The 15,310-nt window shown below is 39.3% G+C and carries 18 protein-coding genes; 12 read left to right on the forward strand and 6 right to left on the reverse strand.

The annotated features are described in order from the left end of the window. Nucleotides 1–24 precede the first annotated feature (24 nt). From Q0590_RS28430 to Q0590_RS28450, 5 genes are all read left to right on the forward strand, one after another. Nucleotides 25–1,080: a DUF5700 domain-containing putative Zn-dependent protease gene (locus Q0590_RS28430; protein WP_302041041.1), complete on the forward strand. Its 1,056-nt coding sequence runs from the start codon at nt 25–27 to the stop codon at nt 1,078–1,080. Nucleotides 1,081–1,537: 457 nt separating this feature from the next. Further along, entirely contained in the window at nt 1,538–2,170 is a 633-nt protein-coding gene (locus Q0590_RS28435; RefSeq protein WP_302041042.1) for a hypothetical protein, read from the forward strand. Nucleotides 2,171–2,746: 576 nt separating this feature from the next. After that, nucleotides 2,747–3,331, forward strand: a complete 585-nt coding sequence (locus tag Q0590_RS28440; RefSeq protein ID WP_302041043.1) for a TetR/AcrR family transcriptional regulator — start codon at nt 2,747–2,749, stop codon at nt 3,329–3,331. A 12-nt stretch (nt 3,332–3,343) separates the two neighbouring features. Beyond that, complete coding sequence (locus Q0590_RS28445) at nt 3,344–4,219, forward strand: alpha/beta fold hydrolase (protein WP_302041044.1); 876 nt, start codon at nt 3,344–3,346, stop codon at nt 4,217–4,219. A 404-nt stretch (nt 4,220–4,623) separates the two neighbouring features. Further along, nucleotides 4,624–5,595, forward strand: a complete 972-nt coding sequence (locus tag Q0590_RS28450; RefSeq protein ID WP_302041045.1) for a phosphotransferase enzyme family protein — start codon at nt 4,624–4,626, stop codon at nt 5,593–5,595. A gap of 567 nt (nt 5,596–6,162) precedes the next feature. Here the strand turns inward: Q0590_RS28450 and Q0590_RS28455 are convergent. Next, nucleotides 6,163–7,221 (reverse strand): helix-turn-helix transcriptional regulator, encoded by a 1,059-nt coding sequence (locus Q0590_RS28455; protein ID WP_302041046.1) that lies wholly within the window; start codon nt 7,219–7,221, stop codon nt 6,163–6,165. Between the two features lie 46 nt (nt 7,222–7,267). Between Q0590_RS28455 and Q0590_RS28460 the strand changes: the two genes are divergently transcribed. Further along, nucleotides 7,268–8,146: a c-type cytochrome gene (locus tag Q0590_RS28460; protein ID WP_302041047.1), complete on the forward strand. Its 879-nt coding sequence runs from the start codon at nt 7,268–7,270 to the stop codon at nt 8,144–8,146. 106 nt (nt 8,147–8,252) lie between these two features. On the opposite strand, the gene Q0590_RS28465 is transcribed toward Q0590_RS28460, so the two are convergent. The 4 genes from Q0590_RS28465 to Q0590_RS28480 form a co-directional block, all read right to left on the reverse strand. After that, nucleotides 8,253–8,609 carry a thioredoxin family protein gene (locus tag Q0590_RS28465; protein WP_302041048.1) on the reverse strand — a complete coding sequence of 119 codons (357 nt, stop codon included), beginning with the start codon at nt 8,607–8,609 and terminating at the stop codon, nt 8,253–8,255. A 97-nt stretch (nt 8,610–8,706) separates the two neighbouring features. Then, complete coding sequence (locus Q0590_RS28470) at nt 8,707–8,907, reverse strand: hypothetical protein (RefSeq protein ID WP_302041049.1); 201 nt, start codon at nt 8,905–8,907, stop codon at nt 8,707–8,709. A 373-nt stretch (nt 8,908–9,280) separates the two neighbouring features. Beyond that, a complete protein-coding gene (locus tag Q0590_RS28475) occupies nt 9,281–9,475 on the reverse strand; it encodes a hypothetical protein (RefSeq protein ID WP_302041050.1) in 195 nt (64 codons plus the stop codon). 182 nt (nt 9,476–9,657) lie between these two features. Further along, nucleotides 9,658–10,422 (reverse strand): DoxX family protein, encoded by a 765-nt coding sequence (locus Q0590_RS28480; RefSeq protein WP_302041051.1) that lies wholly within the window; start codon nt 10,420–10,422, stop codon nt 9,658–9,660. Nucleotides 10,423–10,684: 262 nt separating this feature from the next. On the opposite strand from Q0590_RS28480, the gene Q0590_RS28485 reads away from it, so the two are divergent. The 5 genes from Q0590_RS28485 to Q0590_RS28505 all read left to right on the forward strand — a co-directional run bounded on the left by Q0590_RS28485 (nt 10,685) and on the right by Q0590_RS28505 (nt 14,006). Further along, nucleotides 10,685–10,969, forward strand: coding sequence for a cyclic nucleotide-binding domain-containing protein (locus tag Q0590_RS28485; protein ID WP_302041052.1), 285 nt, complete (start codon nt 10,685–10,687; stop codon nt 10,967–10,969). Nucleotides 10,970–11,067: 98 nt separating this feature from the next. Further along, complete coding sequence (locus Q0590_RS28490) at nt 11,068–11,244, forward strand: hypothetical protein (protein ID WP_302041053.1); 177 nt, start codon at nt 11,068–11,070, stop codon at nt 11,242–11,244. Nucleotides 11,245–12,025: 781 nt separating this feature from the next. Continuing rightward, the gene (locus Q0590_RS28495) at nt 12,026–12,889 is read left to right on the forward strand and encodes a hypothetical protein (RefSeq protein ID WP_302041054.1); all 864 of its coding nucleotides are present in this window, start codon (nt 12,026–12,028) and stop codon (nt 12,887–12,889) included. A 481-nt stretch (nt 12,890–13,370) separates the two neighbouring features. After that, on the forward strand, nt 13,371–13,763 hold the full coding sequence (locus tag Q0590_RS28500; protein WP_302041055.1) for an NADPH-dependent F420 reductase: 393 nt from the start codon (nt 13,371–13,373) through the stop codon (nt 13,761–13,763). A gap of 18 nt (nt 13,764–13,781) precedes the next feature. Next, nucleotides 13,782–14,006 carry a hypothetical protein gene (locus Q0590_RS28505; RefSeq protein ID WP_302041056.1) on the forward strand — a complete coding sequence of 75 codons (225 nt, stop codon included), beginning with the start codon at nt 13,782–13,784 and terminating at the stop codon, nt 14,004–14,006. A gap of 257 nt (nt 14,007–14,263) precedes the next feature. Here the strand turns inward: Q0590_RS28505 and Q0590_RS28510 are convergent, their stop codons facing one another. Next, nucleotides 14,264–14,899, reverse strand: a complete 636-nt coding sequence (locus tag Q0590_RS28510; protein ID WP_302041057.1) for a Crp/Fnr family transcriptional regulator — start codon at nt 14,897–14,899, stop codon at nt 14,264–14,266. 255 nt (nt 14,900–15,154) lie between these two features. Between Q0590_RS28510 and Q0590_RS28515 the strand changes: the two genes are divergently transcribed. Further along, nucleotides 15,155–15,307: a hypothetical protein gene (locus Q0590_RS28515; RefSeq protein WP_302041058.1), complete on the forward strand. Its 153-nt coding sequence runs from the start codon at nt 15,155–15,157 to the stop codon at nt 15,305–15,307. Nucleotides 15,308–15,310: the final 3 nt, after the last annotated feature.

Raw genomic sequence — 15,310 nt, forward strand, 5'->3', positions numbered from 1 at the left:
CATATATGTAAGCGAAACAAAAAAATGAAAAAAGCACTCATATTCCTAGGAATGTTAACCGTTTTGCAAAGTTATGGACAAGCCAATACAGAGGCTTTGCAGCATTATTTCCCTTTTGTTGAACAGCTCAAAAAGGATCAACCCTTAAGCGATAGTTTATGGCAAACCTTTCTATCTCAAGCCGGTAACCGGATTTACATTGAAAGCAATAACTTGCCTCAGTCGTATCTAGAGGAATACCGGCAGAAACTCGAACTAGTATACCGTCCCTCCATGGACTCTCTTTTGCAAAGCAAATTACCGACAGATCCCATGTTGAGTGCTATTCACCGCTATAAAACCCAGGAGCCTAACTTGAAAGAGCATATGGCTTGGCTAGAAAAAACAGATTTACTAGATACCATGCTCTCTCATGCCCGCAAGTTTCTTCCCAAGCGCCTACAGGCACTGCCATTTCAACCCCAGATCTACTATACGAGCTTAGGAAGTGAAGGGAGTGCTTCTGAGCGCGAAGTAATCATCAGTCTGCTTACCTCCTATGATCTGGACCGCATCAAAGCAGGGGCTTTCGGGGGACATGAGATCCACCACTTTTTGAGAAAGTCGAAAGCCATCAAACCCCTTGCCGATGCCCACAAAGGCTTGTATTATGCCTTGGATGCTATGCTCAATGAGGGACTAGCAGATCTGGTAGACAAACCTTATTTTCTAAATGAGCAATCTGATTGGGATCAGAAAGACATTTATCAGAGTTATCTGCTAGATAAAGCACCTGCAGTGATTATAGCCTTAAATGAAATAGTGGAGAAGCTGGCTCAAAGCGAAGAAAGCTACTTAGATGAGAGGCAATACCGGCAGCTGCTGGAAAACTCGGTCGGACACATCCCCGGCTATTATATGGCCAAGACAATAAAGGATAACGGTTTACTCAACAGGTTGATTGAACAAGCTGACAATCCCTTCACCTTTGTAGCTTTATATAACAAAGCGGCTAAAAGAGCAGGGTATGGAGCCCCCTTATTTAGTGGGCAAACAATTGTCTATTTAAGGAAGCTGGAGCAAAACTACACAACAAAGTAAGAACTGATTACAAGTAATGCTATCATCTGCTCAGATGCAGGGTTAGAGGCCAGTTTTTGGTGTAAAAAGGCATAAAGAAAAAAGGCATTAGGAGTTATCTTTCCAAAAGGTAGAATTGAAACAGGGCAGATGTAGAATCCGAATCTTTTTTGAGTTTCAAAAAAAGGTATTTATTTTAACCACCTTTTATAAGTTAGCCTGTGTCAGGGAAGTAACGTTGATTGCCTCGTGCGCATAAAAGAATAATGGACTTCAAGCTTAGTTTTTGTCCTGTTATTTTATTGAAGCCTCATACTCATTAAGGTAATTAGCTACCTCCGGTTATAAGGAGTAAGTTCAGCTAACAAAAGATAGTATATTGCAAACAGCAGGCTTCAGCTGTAGTCCGATCATTTATTCGTGCGATTTAATCAACTACATCTACTAATAGCTTCAATAAAGGTAAAAATAGTATTCCATGAATATAAGGAAATATTTCAACCCGGATAAGATTGTTGGCACCTCTGCCTTTATTATCAGCTTAGGAACATTCCTGGCTCTTGTCTACCAAACCAAGCTTTCTCAGGAACAGGCAGAACTTACCCGGGAACAATTTGTAATTTCTCAGCAGCAATTTGTAATAACTCAGGAGCAAGCCCAATTAAACAGGCAAGCCCTCTATGCCACTATGTTACCCTACCTGGAAATGTATAATTCCCATGAAGCAGGTATTTATTCTTTAATTTTAGAAAACAACGGGCTAGGGCCAGCTTTCATCCAAAAGGTAAGCGTAAATTATAAAGGCAAATTTTATCCTGGTGACCAAGCTTCTTTTTTGACTACCGTACCCAAACTGGAAGAGAGGCCCGGTGGCTATACCTATACTAATATTTCAAACGGTTCGGTGATTCCTGCCGGCAAAAAGATTACTTTGGTTGTTGCTCATAATTCGGGAGAAAGTTCGATCAAATTGAAAAGGTTTTTTGAGAAACAATCTGCTACTAATAAGGAGGCTGCAAAGATCATTATTACCTATAGATCCATCTATGAGGAAGCATGGAGGTTAGAAGGAATGGAGCCTCCGAAAAAAATTAAACCGGCTTCTAACTAGGAATTGATAAAGTATGACCTTTTCTGTAATTCAAGCTCATACTATTTACTATTATTTGGGAGATCAAGTTTAATTCATAGCCGCAACAGTATAGAGGAAGCAGGAAGAAAAAGAGAAGCAAAGCTCGAAGTGTAAGCGAATTGTTACATAACCTATCCGAGCAATAATAAAAAACCTAATATGCTTACTATTTTCAAGCTTCAGCACCTCCCATCAAATGATCAGACTCAACATGTTTTGTATAATGGTATTTACTGTAACTACCCCTTTACTATTCCAACTTTTGCTTTAAAAAATAGGCAAGAGGGGAAAATATCATTCCTCCTTTTACCCATAAATGAAGTCCTAAGAATGAATTAGTTACAAAAATTACCCCTTTCTGGATACTCACCATTACTATTTTTTTCTACTTTTCCTCTATCAGTAAAAGAGGGCGCCTGACACCCGTTATCTAAAAATCAGCAACCATTTCATAATTTCACCTTACTGACTATTTACTGCAATCCTTTTCTTACTCTGATACTGAATCCATTCATCGAAAAAGTTGATCAATTAATTTTTAATTATGTCACTTATTTGAGACATATTGCATATATTTGTGTCATGACTGATACAAAAATTGAAATTATCGCTGCAGCCGTAAAATGCTTTCGGCTCAACGAATCAGCTACGTTAGAGAAGATTGCTCAAGAGGCTGGGGTGTCCCGCAGAACGCTGCATCGATATTTTAAAGATCGTCAGGAATTACTTGACTCTTGCAAAAACGAGATGCTCGATAGATGTAACAAGGCGATGACTGAAGCCTATGAAAGGGATAATGACCCAATAAAAAAAGTAAGGAATATGTTGTTTGCTGCCATTGAGCAAGGGGCTAATTATTCGTTTGTCAAAAGAATCTATGAGCGTAGTAGTTTTGCAGAAGTAGATAGAAATAAAGAATTTGAATCTGATAACGTCAAATCCAAATGGTTAACCATCATCAAGAATCTTCAACAGGAGGGGCGCATTAACGCTGAACTAACGCTGCCCTGGATTTTTAATTTGTTCGGATCAATCATTGAGACTTCCATTTATGCCTTTGAGTCTGGGGATATTGCCAGAAATGATAGTAAGAAATTTGCCTGGACTTCCTTTAAAGGTGCCATCGGACTAAAAGAATAAATCTCTATCGCTATGAATCCATACGCAACCCAAAATCTGATTAACAAAATACCGGGTTTCACCAGCTGCTTTCAAAAAGTCAAAAACCTAACGCTTCACTATGTGATCGGAGGAAGCGGAGAACCCTTGCTATTATTGCCGGGTTGGCCTCAAACCTGGTGGGCTTACCGCCATATGATGCCTCTCTTGGCCCAAAAGCATACGGTGATTGTGGTGGACCTGCGGGGAATGGGGGATAGTGATAAGCCTGTAGAAGGTTATACTAAGAAGACTATGGCCAGCGATATCAAGGAATTGGTTGCTGCCTTAGGGTATGAAAAGGTACATGTAGCCGGGCATGACATAGGGGGCAATGTAGCCTATGCCTTTGCGGCCAATTACCCGGAGAAAGTCAACAAACTGATTCTGTTAGACACCCCGCCTCCCGATGAAAATATGTATCGACTGCCCATGCTGCCTGTAGGAGCGCCTGTGTATCCCTGGTGGGTCGCCTTTAATCAGGTAAGCGACTTACCTGGCAGGCTGCTGGAAGGACGATTTAGCTTGTTGTTAGATCATCTGTTGGATAAATTGCTGGTTAATCAAGAGGCGATCAATGCCTTTGACCGGTCTGTATATATCCAACACTATAATGATAAAAAAAGCATAAGCGCATCCAATGCCTGGTATCAGGCTTTTGGCCAGGATATCGCAGACCAAAAGAGTTATTCAACAATTAAACATGTGACTAAAGGAATTGCTTCACCGGCAAGTTTTGGCATCCTGGAGAATTTTTTATCCGGGCATGTCCTTAAGTATGAAATGAAGGAAATAGAAGGATCAGGACATTTTATTCAGGAAGAGAAACCAGAGGAGACCGCAAAAGCAATCCTGGATTTCTTAAAGTAGCTTTAGCAGATATTCAAGGAAAGATTACCAAATCAAAAATGGACTTCCCTTAAAAAAGTGTACACTCAGGAAGAGCGATTGTAGATAGCAGCCGAATGTAGAGCTAAAGTTATAAGGAAGTAATTCAAACTACACCGTTCTTGAAAATGGATATATTGCCTATATGATCTCCTGAAATATCCACCGGGTCATTACCCCTTTGTTAGACCTAGGAGATAGACGACCTCATGGAAGCTAAATAAATAATTCTGCTCACCCTAAAACGCTACACGCGTTACACATTTATCCTACCAATCATTTTTTATTGTATCACTATAATAAGCTTAGTAAATTGATCTATTCTAAAGACTGCCCACCAGCAGAAGAATTGATAACTTAGAACAGTCATTGACTCAATTATGCGTATGAGCCAGGCTTTGGTCTTCCCAGTAACCTATTCGTTGATCTCCTCGCAAGCCCTGCAAGAAGCCTTACTTCCATTATATTTGCTTCCAAAGGATTTAAAGGTAGTGTTTTTGTATCAAGGTATGCACGATACCTATCTCATCCAAGGCACTAGTTCAAGGTTTATTTTAAGGATTTATAGAGCCGGATGGAAAACATTCGAGCAGGTGGAGGCTGAATTACAATTACTCGTATGGTTAAAGGCACAAGGACTAGCTGTATCTTATCCGATTGCTGACCAAAAGGAGCGATTGATCCAGAAAATAAGCAGTCCCGAAGGAGAACGCTACGCGGCGCTGTTCTCTTATGCGCAGGGAGAAAAATTATCCTTACTTAGCCCTTCACAAGCTTTTGTGTTCGGCAGGTTTATGGCTCAAATGCATCTGATTACTGCTAATAAGCATATCCAACATTTGCAAAGAGACTACTCAGTAAATAGTATTCTGGATGGCACGCTGCAGGCTATTCAAACGGTATTACCGGCTTATCTAGAAGCTCATCATAAGCTTATAGAGATTCATTCTCTACTTAATAAGAAACTGACACCTTCCATACTGAAAGAACTGAAAATAGGTATTTGTCATGGAGATCCACATTACGAAAATATATTCCTAGACCCCTCCACTAATCAGGTGACCATGTATGACTTTGATTTTAGCGGCTATGGCTTTTTGCTGTATGATCTAGGCAGCTTCTGCTTTTACGAAAGAGCTAACCAAGAAAATATTTCTTCCTTTTTAGAAGGCTACAACCAACTGCTGCCCATATCTCCATTAGAACTGGACTTAGTGCCTTGCTTCACAGTGCTTATGAGGCTGTTTCATGTAGGAGCCAGGTGCAAAAATGCGGATGGCATCAAAAATCCCTTATGGTTTCCCCATGAGATAGTGGCTAAACTTACCGATATTGAACAGCAGGCAAAGCGTTTATAGAATTGAAACAACTAAAGAAACGTCGGTGATTGTCAGGGGCCTGTTTTATGAACACTCAAAAAGAAGAAAAATTCGTTAGCCAAAAGTCAAATTTGGCAGTAAAGCAAAAGGGGGAATAACTAAAACTAGTCACAAAAGTTCCAAAGATGGTTTGTTTCCATTTCTCAAAATAGTATATTCACCTAAGCTAAAGATTAGCCACAAACTTGAAAGAAAATAGAAGTTACATAAAGAAAATTTTGTAATCATTACCGAAATAACTCCCCATCACAACTCATTTAAACAAATATGGAAGCACTGATTAAAATAATAGGAAGTTTAATAGAAGCTGTTGCTATGTTTCTGAATAAAAAACATTCAAGTAGGACTATGAATAAGACCCAATAACACCAATAACAATAGTTCAAGTAATTCCCCCTTTCTTGATACTCAAAATATGAAAATGTACACAACTGACCGTAAAACAAGTAAGTTGTCCCGGTTACTCTATTTCCGAAAATAATGGTTCTGACAATATCACTTTAGCTTGATATATTCTGCAAAATGTACAAACCTGTTTTTCTTAAATCAATTGTATAGCAATGCGCTCGGACTTATGTTGAAATGCTTCTTGAAAGCGGCAGAAAAATGATTAGCATTCACATAGCCTAACATCTCTGCTACTTCATTTACGTTTTTTACTTTTTCCAGCAACAGTAGCTTTGCATACTGCATGCGTTGCTCCTGGATAAAGGAGAAAACTGGTTTACCAAATAGAAGCTTAAATCCTTTTTTTAATTTGAACTCATTTAGTAAGAATTGCTTGCCGAGTTGCTGAATAGATAAGTCTTGCAAAAAATGAGTTAAAATGTATTCCCTGACTGCTGTAAGTTTTTCTCTGTCAGTATTACTGATAAAGGCTTGTTGGCTATACAAGTTATTATGTGCCAGTATCTGGTCAAGTTGCAGGGCCATAATTTCAGTAATTTTTGCTTCCAAATACAGCTTTTGTACATGACCTTTCAATACACAATTTTTAACTTCTGCCATGGCAGTTAACATAGCAGTGGTAATAGGCAAAGACTGCTGGTTAGCAATAAAAGCATGTTGTCTTTCTATTCTGTTCAAGGTTTGTTCTCCCCATTTTTCGGTATCATCTATAAACCTTCTGAAGGTAGTTAGGGGTAAACCTACATGAAAAATTTCTACCTTTTCATTTGCCCTCAGCAGATGCTTTCCTCCTGTCTCTAAAGTATGAAGCAAGTTATGATGGCCTTTTTTGAATTCTAAAGTCTGGTTAATATAATTTACAGAAGACGCTACCTGGCCACTTAATTGAAAACTACTCTTAATTCCTGGACCACAATCTGTATCGCATATCTGCAAGTTGTTTTCTTTTACCTGTAATTCAACAAAAGCAATCTGCACATTTGATGTACTTCTGTCGGTCATCTGGTAGTGGCTTATATATGCATTGTTGTGTGTGAAGTCTTGAATAGAGGTAGCATTGTCAGTAATCCCTCCCGGAGTTTGGGACAAATAACCATAAGCCTGGTTTTCCTGTAGCAGGTCAGACAAAGAAAATTCGTAGTACTTCATAAGATAATCCCTTTTGCGTAGATGTTCATCCGTTTTGCGTAGCTTCATTTTACATAGCCTTTCAGACTTTTGCTAAAAATAATTGTTAATAAAAATGTTATGCAAAATTCTTAAATGGACAGGTATAGGTATTGCATGCCTGCTTGTAACCGGGCTACTAGGCTACTGGTACATAAGTTATCAATTAAAAAAACAATTAGAAAAAACCTATCAGGTTACGCTACGACTCATACAGATACCCGATGATCCTGCATTAATAAGCAGAGGAAAGCATCTGGTGGCTATCCGGGGGTGCGTGGAATGCCACGGCGAAAACATGGCAGGCAAAGTAATTATTGAAAATCCTGCACTCGGCAAACTGGTTGCTCCTAACCTTACCAGAGGGAAAGGCGGTATTCCGGAACACTACACAGCAACTGATTGGCTAAAAGCTATTCAACATGGACTGCGCTCATATAATACCTCTTTAACTATTATGCCTTCCAAAGAATATGTACAGTTGGCTCAGCAAGATATGGCAGCCATTATAGCCTATTGCCAGAGTTTACCGCCTGTTGATAATTCATTGCCTGACATACAAATTGGCCCTGTGCTGCGTGTGGTGAATTACTTAGGGAAAGTAAACCTGCTCTCAGCCGAGGATATTGATCATAAGCTGCAGTTATTACCCGAAGTAAACACACAAGTAAGTGCTGCGTATGGTAAATATCTCTCTGTGATGTGCTCAGCTTGCCACCGAGAAAATTTAAAAGGGGGTGACCCAGTGTTGCCTGGTTTTCCCTCTCCGCCCAATATTACCTCTTCCGGTATAATTGGAAAAGTAAATGAAGCACAGTTTATGAAAACCTTAAGGACCGGTATTACACATCAGGGTAAGCAGATAAACAATGAGCATATGCCCTGGAAAGTAACAGCCAACTTTTCGGATGATGAAATAAAATCTATCTATCTCTATTTACTTTCTTTGGAGTAGTGTGGCTAGTAAGTGTGATTTAAACCATAGAAGAAAGAACCTACCAATAATATCTTCCATGGTTTTAACTATTTTGAGCCTGCTATGGCCAGTAACCTCATTTAGTTTATATATTCATAGAACAAGTATTTGGGAGTAATTCCTGGATTTGTGCATCTAATACCCTTTTTGGCATCAAACCTACATATTTGTGCAAGAGCTCCCCTTGCCGAAAAACCAGGATACTTGGCAAATTCCTGACTTGAAACCGCACTGCCAGGTTAGTTGACTCCTCTACATCTACTCTGCCAATGGTGGCTTTCAACGCATATTGATCAGCAAGTTCATGCATAATTTGTTCCATTACCTGGCAGTGAGGGCACCAGTCAGCGCTGAAATCTATCAGCAATATGGGAGAAGCGTTTTTTATTTCTTCAAAATTTGCTTCGGTCACTTGTATTAGATTTTTAGTTTTATTTTTCATGGGTGTATACTGTTTTTTGATTAGCTGTAGGTGGTCTCCAGTTAGGTATCACTGACAGGGAATGTAAGTTGAATTGGGTTTGTCAAATTAAAAAGCGTTAACCAGCAACAGGTTGTGAACGTACCTGGGTTACCCTGGCAGAGAAACCGGCTGAAGGATTTACTCGTTGGTTGAGTAATTTTCCGAAAAAAGATAAAAGCTCGGGGCTATGCACAGCCTTCCTCCCTGTATCCATACTTATCAAGTAATACTTAGTCCACAACAGGGATTTTACTTGTTGCTTTTCTTCATCTAACATAAGCGCTTCTACCTGAAGATAATTTTCTGTCAGTGCAATTTGTGATGTCTGAATCCAGACAGTTTCGTGGTAACGGACAGGTTTCAGGTAGGCGATTTCATGATGGCCTACTACCCAGCCAAACCCTTGCCGGATACACTCCTGCAGGTTAAATCCTTAAAAATGACTTAAGTGATCTTGGTGCGCTGATATCATATAATCCAGATAACGAGCATTATTTAAACGTCCGAGAGGATCGCATCGCTAAAGCGGATTACTTGCCGGGTGCAAGGTTCAATAGTAAAAGATGTGCCCATATAAATTTATTTTTTCATAATGCTATGGCAGAAGCTTATCCTGATTTGCCGGACTCAGACAAATTTTATACAGTATTTTAGTTTCTCTCTGCCAGTAAAGTACTAGGTACTATTTCCTGATGAATGCGCTTGCAATCAAGGGTATCGCGGATAATAGGGCCATCTACTTTCTCAAACGTATTTTTTTGAGGTGCCTTAAAGTCTATTAATATGTAAAGGAATCCACTTAAGAGCCATATCAGAATTGCTAGCCCTCTTAATGTAAATGACATATGTGTATGAATGTTAAATGAAAGAAAAATACAGACGAGTGAATGATTATTGAAAATTATATAAAGGAATTATTGAAATCAAACAGTTATATCTGTTTGTGGAATAACGCAAACAGTACCATCCTTATCCTGCCACTGATACCATGTTGGGGCAGAAGTATAAGTGCGGCCCCCATCACTATTTAAGAATACTGATGAGAGGCTTTAGAGCTACCAATGGTATGTGTGCTATTCGTGAACTGCTTGCCGGCTGCTATCTTCCGATCAACTGAGTATTTACCCCCTCCTTGTATGAGTAAGGCAAGTGAAAGAGAAATGATCAGCAAGTGGTATTCAAAACCTTCGCCTGACTGATTGCCTTCCCAGTTCATAAAAAATCCGTGAGATACATGTGCTGTAAAGATGAAGCCTACAAACTGAATAATGATCAGCAAGGAGGCTACCCTGGTTGTTAAGCCTAACAGGAGTAAAATCGACCCCGCAAATTCGATAAGAATCACCATTAAACCTATGAGCCAGGGAAGGCCTACCTCTCCGGTCAGGTAATCCATTGTCCCTGAAAACCCTATCCGCCAAACCATCCGGTTAGTTTCTGGGCGCCATGCGGAAAAAGCAAAATTCCTAAACCAAGCCGCATAATAAAAGCCGCCCAGCTTTGCTCTGTCCCAAATAGTATCTTTTTCATGGTCTTTAATTAATTTGCATAGTAAAATTTTTTCCTGGATCACCTGTCCATCTTTCCATTCCAGAACTGAAACATAGTTGTAATTTTTAACGCCCCAGTCCCGATGTTCATACTTGTATTCCCACTCCGAAAATACGAAGTTCTCTTTCTGCGCCGACTTCAACAGCTTTGCCTGGAAGCGTTGTAAGTTTTGTACAAAGTCCTTTTCCCGTTCCCGGTTAAAAGCTTTCCCAATTACTGGTGCTTCCTCATTTTCCTGCATAACTACCTCTTCATAGTAGTATTTTTCGAAGGCTTACAAAATCTATCCTTGCTCAATCAATAGATTGAGCGCCTGAACTTTTTCTGCTATGTTGTTTATAATTTTAATTTTTTATAATACAAACATAGTGTGTAGCAGAAGCCTGATGCCTTAAAGAATCTTAAGAAAAAACCTTAAAGTAGTTTAAGCAGGGTTAGGATAAGTATAGCTTTACGGCTAGCTTGCAATAGCAAATGAGCGTATTACACATTTTTTTACACTTATGGCTACGGAAGACATTGCCTATCATCATAAATGCATTCTCAAAAATGTGACTCAGCATATAGCACTTACAGAGGAAGAAATTCGCTTTTTTCTCAGCCTGCTAAAGCTGAAGAAACTGCGGCGGAAACAGTTTTTAGTGGTTATGGGAGAAGTAAGCCGGGTTGAGAGTTTTGTCACAAAAGGATGCCTGAGAGCCTTCACTATAGACGAAAAATATGAGGAGCATATTCTTCAGTTTGCCATTGAGGATTGGTGGATTAATATGCGTGTTATGCCTGAGTAGCTCCTTTTCCATATCGCTCCGGGTCTAGCATTAAGGGAAAAATCCGAGTCACACCTCTGGCTAACAAATCGGTAAAAACCCTGTTGCATCTGTCTGCTTTGGCAGCTATCAAAACCAAAGGAGAGCTACAGGATTATTTCCTAAGAAAAGTAGCTGAAGGGAAAAACAAAATGGCAGTTATCAATGCAGTCCGTAACAAACTTATTAGCCGTATATTTGCTGTCGTAAAACAAAATCGAAAATATGAAAAAAACTATACATACTCTGTTGGTTAATCCATAGAAATCTGTCCATACAAATGTAGCAGTTCCACTCTGGAAACTGAATGGAGCAACGGACAAACGGAAGGGCAAATCAATCGACTTAAAGTGTTATAAAGGCAGATGTACGGCAGAGCTAACTTTGATTTACCTCGAAAACGAGTCCTTTATAGTGCTTGAGCACGGAACTTGCGGGAGAACCATTATTTTAAGGAAACCCATTAGATGTACTCCCCCCTTTTTTGGAGTCTGGACAGATAATGCCATGATGTTTACAATGAAATATAGTCATCATCCCAATCGTAAAACTGCTTTCACCAAAGCCGTGGAAACTTCAGGTCGTTTCCATGCTTTGATTCCTAAAGGGAAGCCCTGGAGAAATGGCTTTATTGAGCGTTCTAATCGTACAGATAACTATGAACTCTTTCACCGCTTTTAGATTTACCTCTTCCGAAGAGCGAAAGTACTATCTCAAGCTATTTGAGTATGAATATAATTTCAATCGTCCTCATCAAGGGAAAGATCATCAGACCTCTGCTCATGTATTTTATCAAAATTATCCTATTTATCGCTACTATAAATTACAACAACCTTAATTGTCAATACAGATAACAGCTAATAACCACAGACAGTACGGCACAGTCCTTATAAAGCTAATGTCCATGCACCTAATTTGCTTGTTCCATCTTTGGTAATTTTGTACATTTCATGCCCTAGCCAATCATCAAATTCCAATTTTTTATAAACTGTGGATAGCTTATTAATACACATAGATCATCAAATTCATTTCAATAGAATGAAGAATATCTTTTGTGAAGAAGAGTTTAGTGCTCTAAGTTTTTCTCCCGGCACGATAACATATATAAAGGAGCACTTACAAGAGCTAAAAGATATAGGCTTCAAAGAAGAGGAGATTTTATTGAATTACCTGACTGATAAGGCAATTAAATCTCTTTGCCAAGCAAACCAGTTTTACTACCTCAACAGCTTTGACAGGTCTGCCCTAAGAAAAGTATATAATAGACTGCTCACGGAGATAAAGAGTTTAACAGCATACAAAGTAGAGGAACGTTTACAGAATGTAGCTACTCAGCATTACCGAACGCTGAAAGTTTGGGTAAAAAACTCCAACCCATTTAGTAAGCGGCTTTATTCTGCTACACAGCCCTACCTTGAGCAGGAGGTAGTTTGTGGGGAATACTCTGCCCTAACACAGCTACAACTGTTGGATATAGATGTAACTACTTTGCAGGAACCAATATTAGATATAGGCTGTGGTCAGCAAGCATTCCTAGTGAAATACCTCAGAGGGTTAAAGTTGAAAGCTTTCGGTGTAGATAGAAATGCAGTAGCAAAGGATTATATTTTTCAACTGGACTGGTTTGAATTTAACCTCTCAAGCAGAAACTGGGGAACCATTATTAGCAATCTTGGATTTTCTAACCATTTCCAGTACCATCACCTGCGGGCGAATAGCAACTATTTAGCGTATGCAGTACGGTACAAAGAAATGTTGCAGTCACTGGAAAGAGGTGGGGCATTTTACTATGCACCTGATTTGCCTTTTATTGAGCAGTATCTTGACCCGGCAAAGTTTCAATTACGAAAAGTGATTATAAAGGATACAACCTATCGTGCCACAAAAATTGTAAAATTATAGTAGACCCATAATGAGGAGTTTTTTGAAATGGCCTTGTATTCTCTATTACATAGATATACTGTTATACCAGGCAAAAGTGATCCAACAAAGCTTTTTGCCACAGAGCCCCTTATTCAAATCGAGTAAAATGATTTTCTGGAAAACGCAAAAAATACGTTTATGCCTCTAGCTTAAAACACCACATCTGATTATTTGTTTTGGTTATGTGGGTATACCGCGTCAGTATGTTGCAGTTAAAAATACTATTGCAGAAACAGCTATAGCTTGCTCACACTTTTATTATAGCGTGTAATAACATTGCGCTCTGCTACTGATGCACCGATGAAGCCCATAGCCCTATTTATCAGATAATAATCTTATACATTCTAGTCTGATCATGGCCACTACAGGGGCTCAAATAGGCTACCTGTTGCTGCACCTCCTTCCCACAACTATCATATCAACTTACATTTAATAATTTAACAGCCAAACTACTCGCATCATGCAAATTGCTATCATTGGTACCGGAAGAATGGGCAGGGCCTTGCTCAAAACTTTTTACAAAGCCTATCCTGATGATGTTTTATACAGCGGAAGAGATGTTAATCATGCGCAAAAGGTAATCCAGGACTTAGGATTACCCCTGCAGGCGGTAAGTCTGGACAAAGCCATGCAGTCAGAAGTAATCATACCTGCATTGTGGTTTACTGATTTGCAAGCCTGGGTGCAGCAGAGAACAATACCCCTGCAAGACAAAATAGTAATAGATATTACTAATCCATTTAATGAGACTTTTGATGATTTTACTACCCCTTACAATACCTCTTCAGCAGAAATAATCCAGAGCCTGGTTCCCCGATCAAAAGTAGTAGGAGCGTTCAAAAATACCTACTGAGTCGTCTTTGATGCTCCCGTGTTACAAGGTTTAAAAAGTGATGTATATGTTACGGCTAATGATGAAGAAGCAAGAAAAAAGGTCATAGAATTATTGCAACCGCTGCCATTCCGGGTTCTGGATGCAGGTTTATTAAAAAATAACAGAACCCTAGAACGCATGACCCTTCTGTCAAGAGAACTGTCACTGAAAGCTGGTAACTACCCCAGAATAGCTTTTAACCTATGGGGTTTGGAACATTAACTGGTTTTCTTTCATTTATTGTTTTACAAAGGTCCGTTTTCGTATACTCTCTGTTCTGTTTTACTCCACTTAAAGAAAAAAACCATATGAATTACAGCTAGCCGTGAGTTGTATAAACATTGTTCTACCTGGAAGTTACCTGGAAAACAGATTTGATTCAACAAGGCGAAATATGCATGAGCTTTTTAAGGTTAAAAGTCTCTCCCTTAGATCGGATAAATTTTCGTTCATTGCTTTAAAAGAAGTGTTCATACTCACTAGCCACCGTTGGATAAGTCCTTACGGATTTTGCTTAAAAACTCTGGCGTAAAACCCAGATAGGAAGCAATCATATACAAGGGAACCCGTTGCTCTAAATACGCATAGCGTTTGGTGAAATCCAGGTAGCGTTCCTCTGCAGATTTACTGATAGCAGTGGTTACCCGGTGTTCAAAAGACATATATGCATTCTGAAGCTTTATCCTGAAAAAACGCTCAAACTTAGGTACCTGCTCATAAAGCTTCTGCAAATCCTCATAGCTGAACTGAAGAACGGTAGTCTCTTCCAGGGCTTCTATATACTGATTGGCGGGTTGCCCGGTAAGGAAGCTGCGAAAATCTGAAATCCACCAATCCTCAATGGCAAACTGAAGAATATGCTCCTCATATTTTTCGTCTATAGTGAAGGCTCTCAGGCATCCTTTTGTGACAAAACTCTCAACCCGGCTTACTTCTCCCATAACCACTAAAAACTGTTTCCGCCGCAGTTTCTTCAGCTTTAGCAGGCTGAGAAAAAAGCGAATTTCTTCCGAAGTCAACTTTGTATGTTGAGCCACATTGTTGAGAACGCACTGATGATGATAAGCAAGGCCTTCCAGAGCCATGAATGTACTAGAGAAGATAAATGCTTGCAATTTAGGGGAAAATCAATACTTATCCTAAAAGTTGTTAAACTACCTTAAGCATTTTTCTTAAGGTAGTTTAAGGCACCAAGCCCCTTTGCTATAGTATTTTTGAGCCATCATTCACTATACATGCAATGGAACAATTAGCAAAAAGTAATATAGCACACTACACTTATTGAGCAGGGGCATATGCTTGGAAAAGCAGCTAATCAGAAACGGGAAGGTAGCTTTTTACAGAGATTAAGTCGGTTTAAAGTAAAACTAATGAAGATAGCGCAGATTGGCAGCTGTGTATTTGCAGCATGGCTTTTGAATGTTGCCCACAATTACTGGGGAACAAAGCTATATTACCAGGTATCTATACAGGAATACCAAGAGGGCAAAGTAATCCTGGAAAAATTCTATTATTCAACCTAAAAT

The sequence above is a fragment of the Rhodocytophaga aerolata genome (assembly GCF_030503435.1).
In the GTDB taxonomy this organism is placed as follows: Bacteria; Bacteroidota; Bacteroidia; order Cytophagales; family 172606-1; genus Rhodocytophaga; species Rhodocytophaga aerolata.

Excerpts from the sequence above, each read along its gene's own strand:
- Q0590_RS28430 (WP_302041041.1), top strand. The coding sequence starts at position 25 with ATGAAAAAAGCACTCATATTCCTAGGAATGTTAACCGTTTTGCAAAGT.
- Q0590_RS28435 (WP_302041042.1), top strand. The coding sequence starts at position 1,538 with ATGAATATAAGGAAATATTTCAACCCGGATAAGATTGTTGGCACCTCT.
- Q0590_RS28445 (WP_302041044.1), top strand. The coding sequence starts at position 3,344 with ATGAATCCATACGCAACCCAAAATCTGATTAACAAAATACCGGGTTTC.
- Q0590_RS28450 (WP_302041045.1), top strand. The coding sequence starts at position 4,624 with ATGAGCCAGGCTTTGGTCTTCCCAGTAACCTATTCGTTGATCTCCTCG.
- Q0590_RS28455 (WP_302041046.1), bottom strand. The coding sequence starts at position 7,221 with ATGAAGCTACGCAAAACGGATGAACATCTACGCAAAAGGGATTATCTT.
- Q0590_RS28460 (WP_302041047.1), top strand. The coding sequence starts at position 7,268 with ATGTTATGCAAAATTCTTAAATGGACAGGTATAGGTATTGCATGCCTG.
- Q0590_RS28465 (WP_302041048.1), bottom strand. The coding sequence starts at position 8,609 with ATGAAAAATAAAACTAAAAATCTAATACAAGTGACCGAAGCAAATTTT.
- Q0590_RS28470 (WP_302041049.1), bottom strand. The coding sequence starts at position 8,907 with ATGTTAGATGAAGAAAAGCAACAAGTAAAATCCCTGTTGTGGACTAAG.
- Q0590_RS28475 (WP_302041050.1), bottom strand. The coding sequence starts at position 9,475 with ATGTCATTTACATTAAGAGGGCTAGCAATTCTGATATGGCTCTTAAGT.
- Q0590_RS28480 (WP_302041051.1), bottom strand. The coding sequence starts at position 10,422 with ATGCAGGAAAATGAGGAAGCACCAGTAATTGGGAAAGCTTTTAACCGG.
- Q0590_RS28485 (WP_302041052.1), top strand. The coding sequence starts at position 10,685 with ATGGCTACGGAAGACATTGCCTATCATCATAAATGCATTCTCAAAAAT.
- Q0590_RS28495 (WP_302041054.1), top strand. The coding sequence starts at position 12,026 with ATGAAGAATATCTTTTGTGAAGAAGAGTTTAGTGCTCTAAGTTTTTCT.
- Q0590_RS28500 (WP_302041055.1), top strand. The coding sequence starts at position 13,371 with ATGCAAATTGCTATCATTGGTACCGGAAGAATGGGCAGGGCCTTGCTC.
- Q0590_RS28515 (WP_302041058.1), top strand. The coding sequence starts at position 15,155 with ATGAAGATAGCGCAGATTGGCAGCTGTGTATTTGCAGCATGGCTTTTG.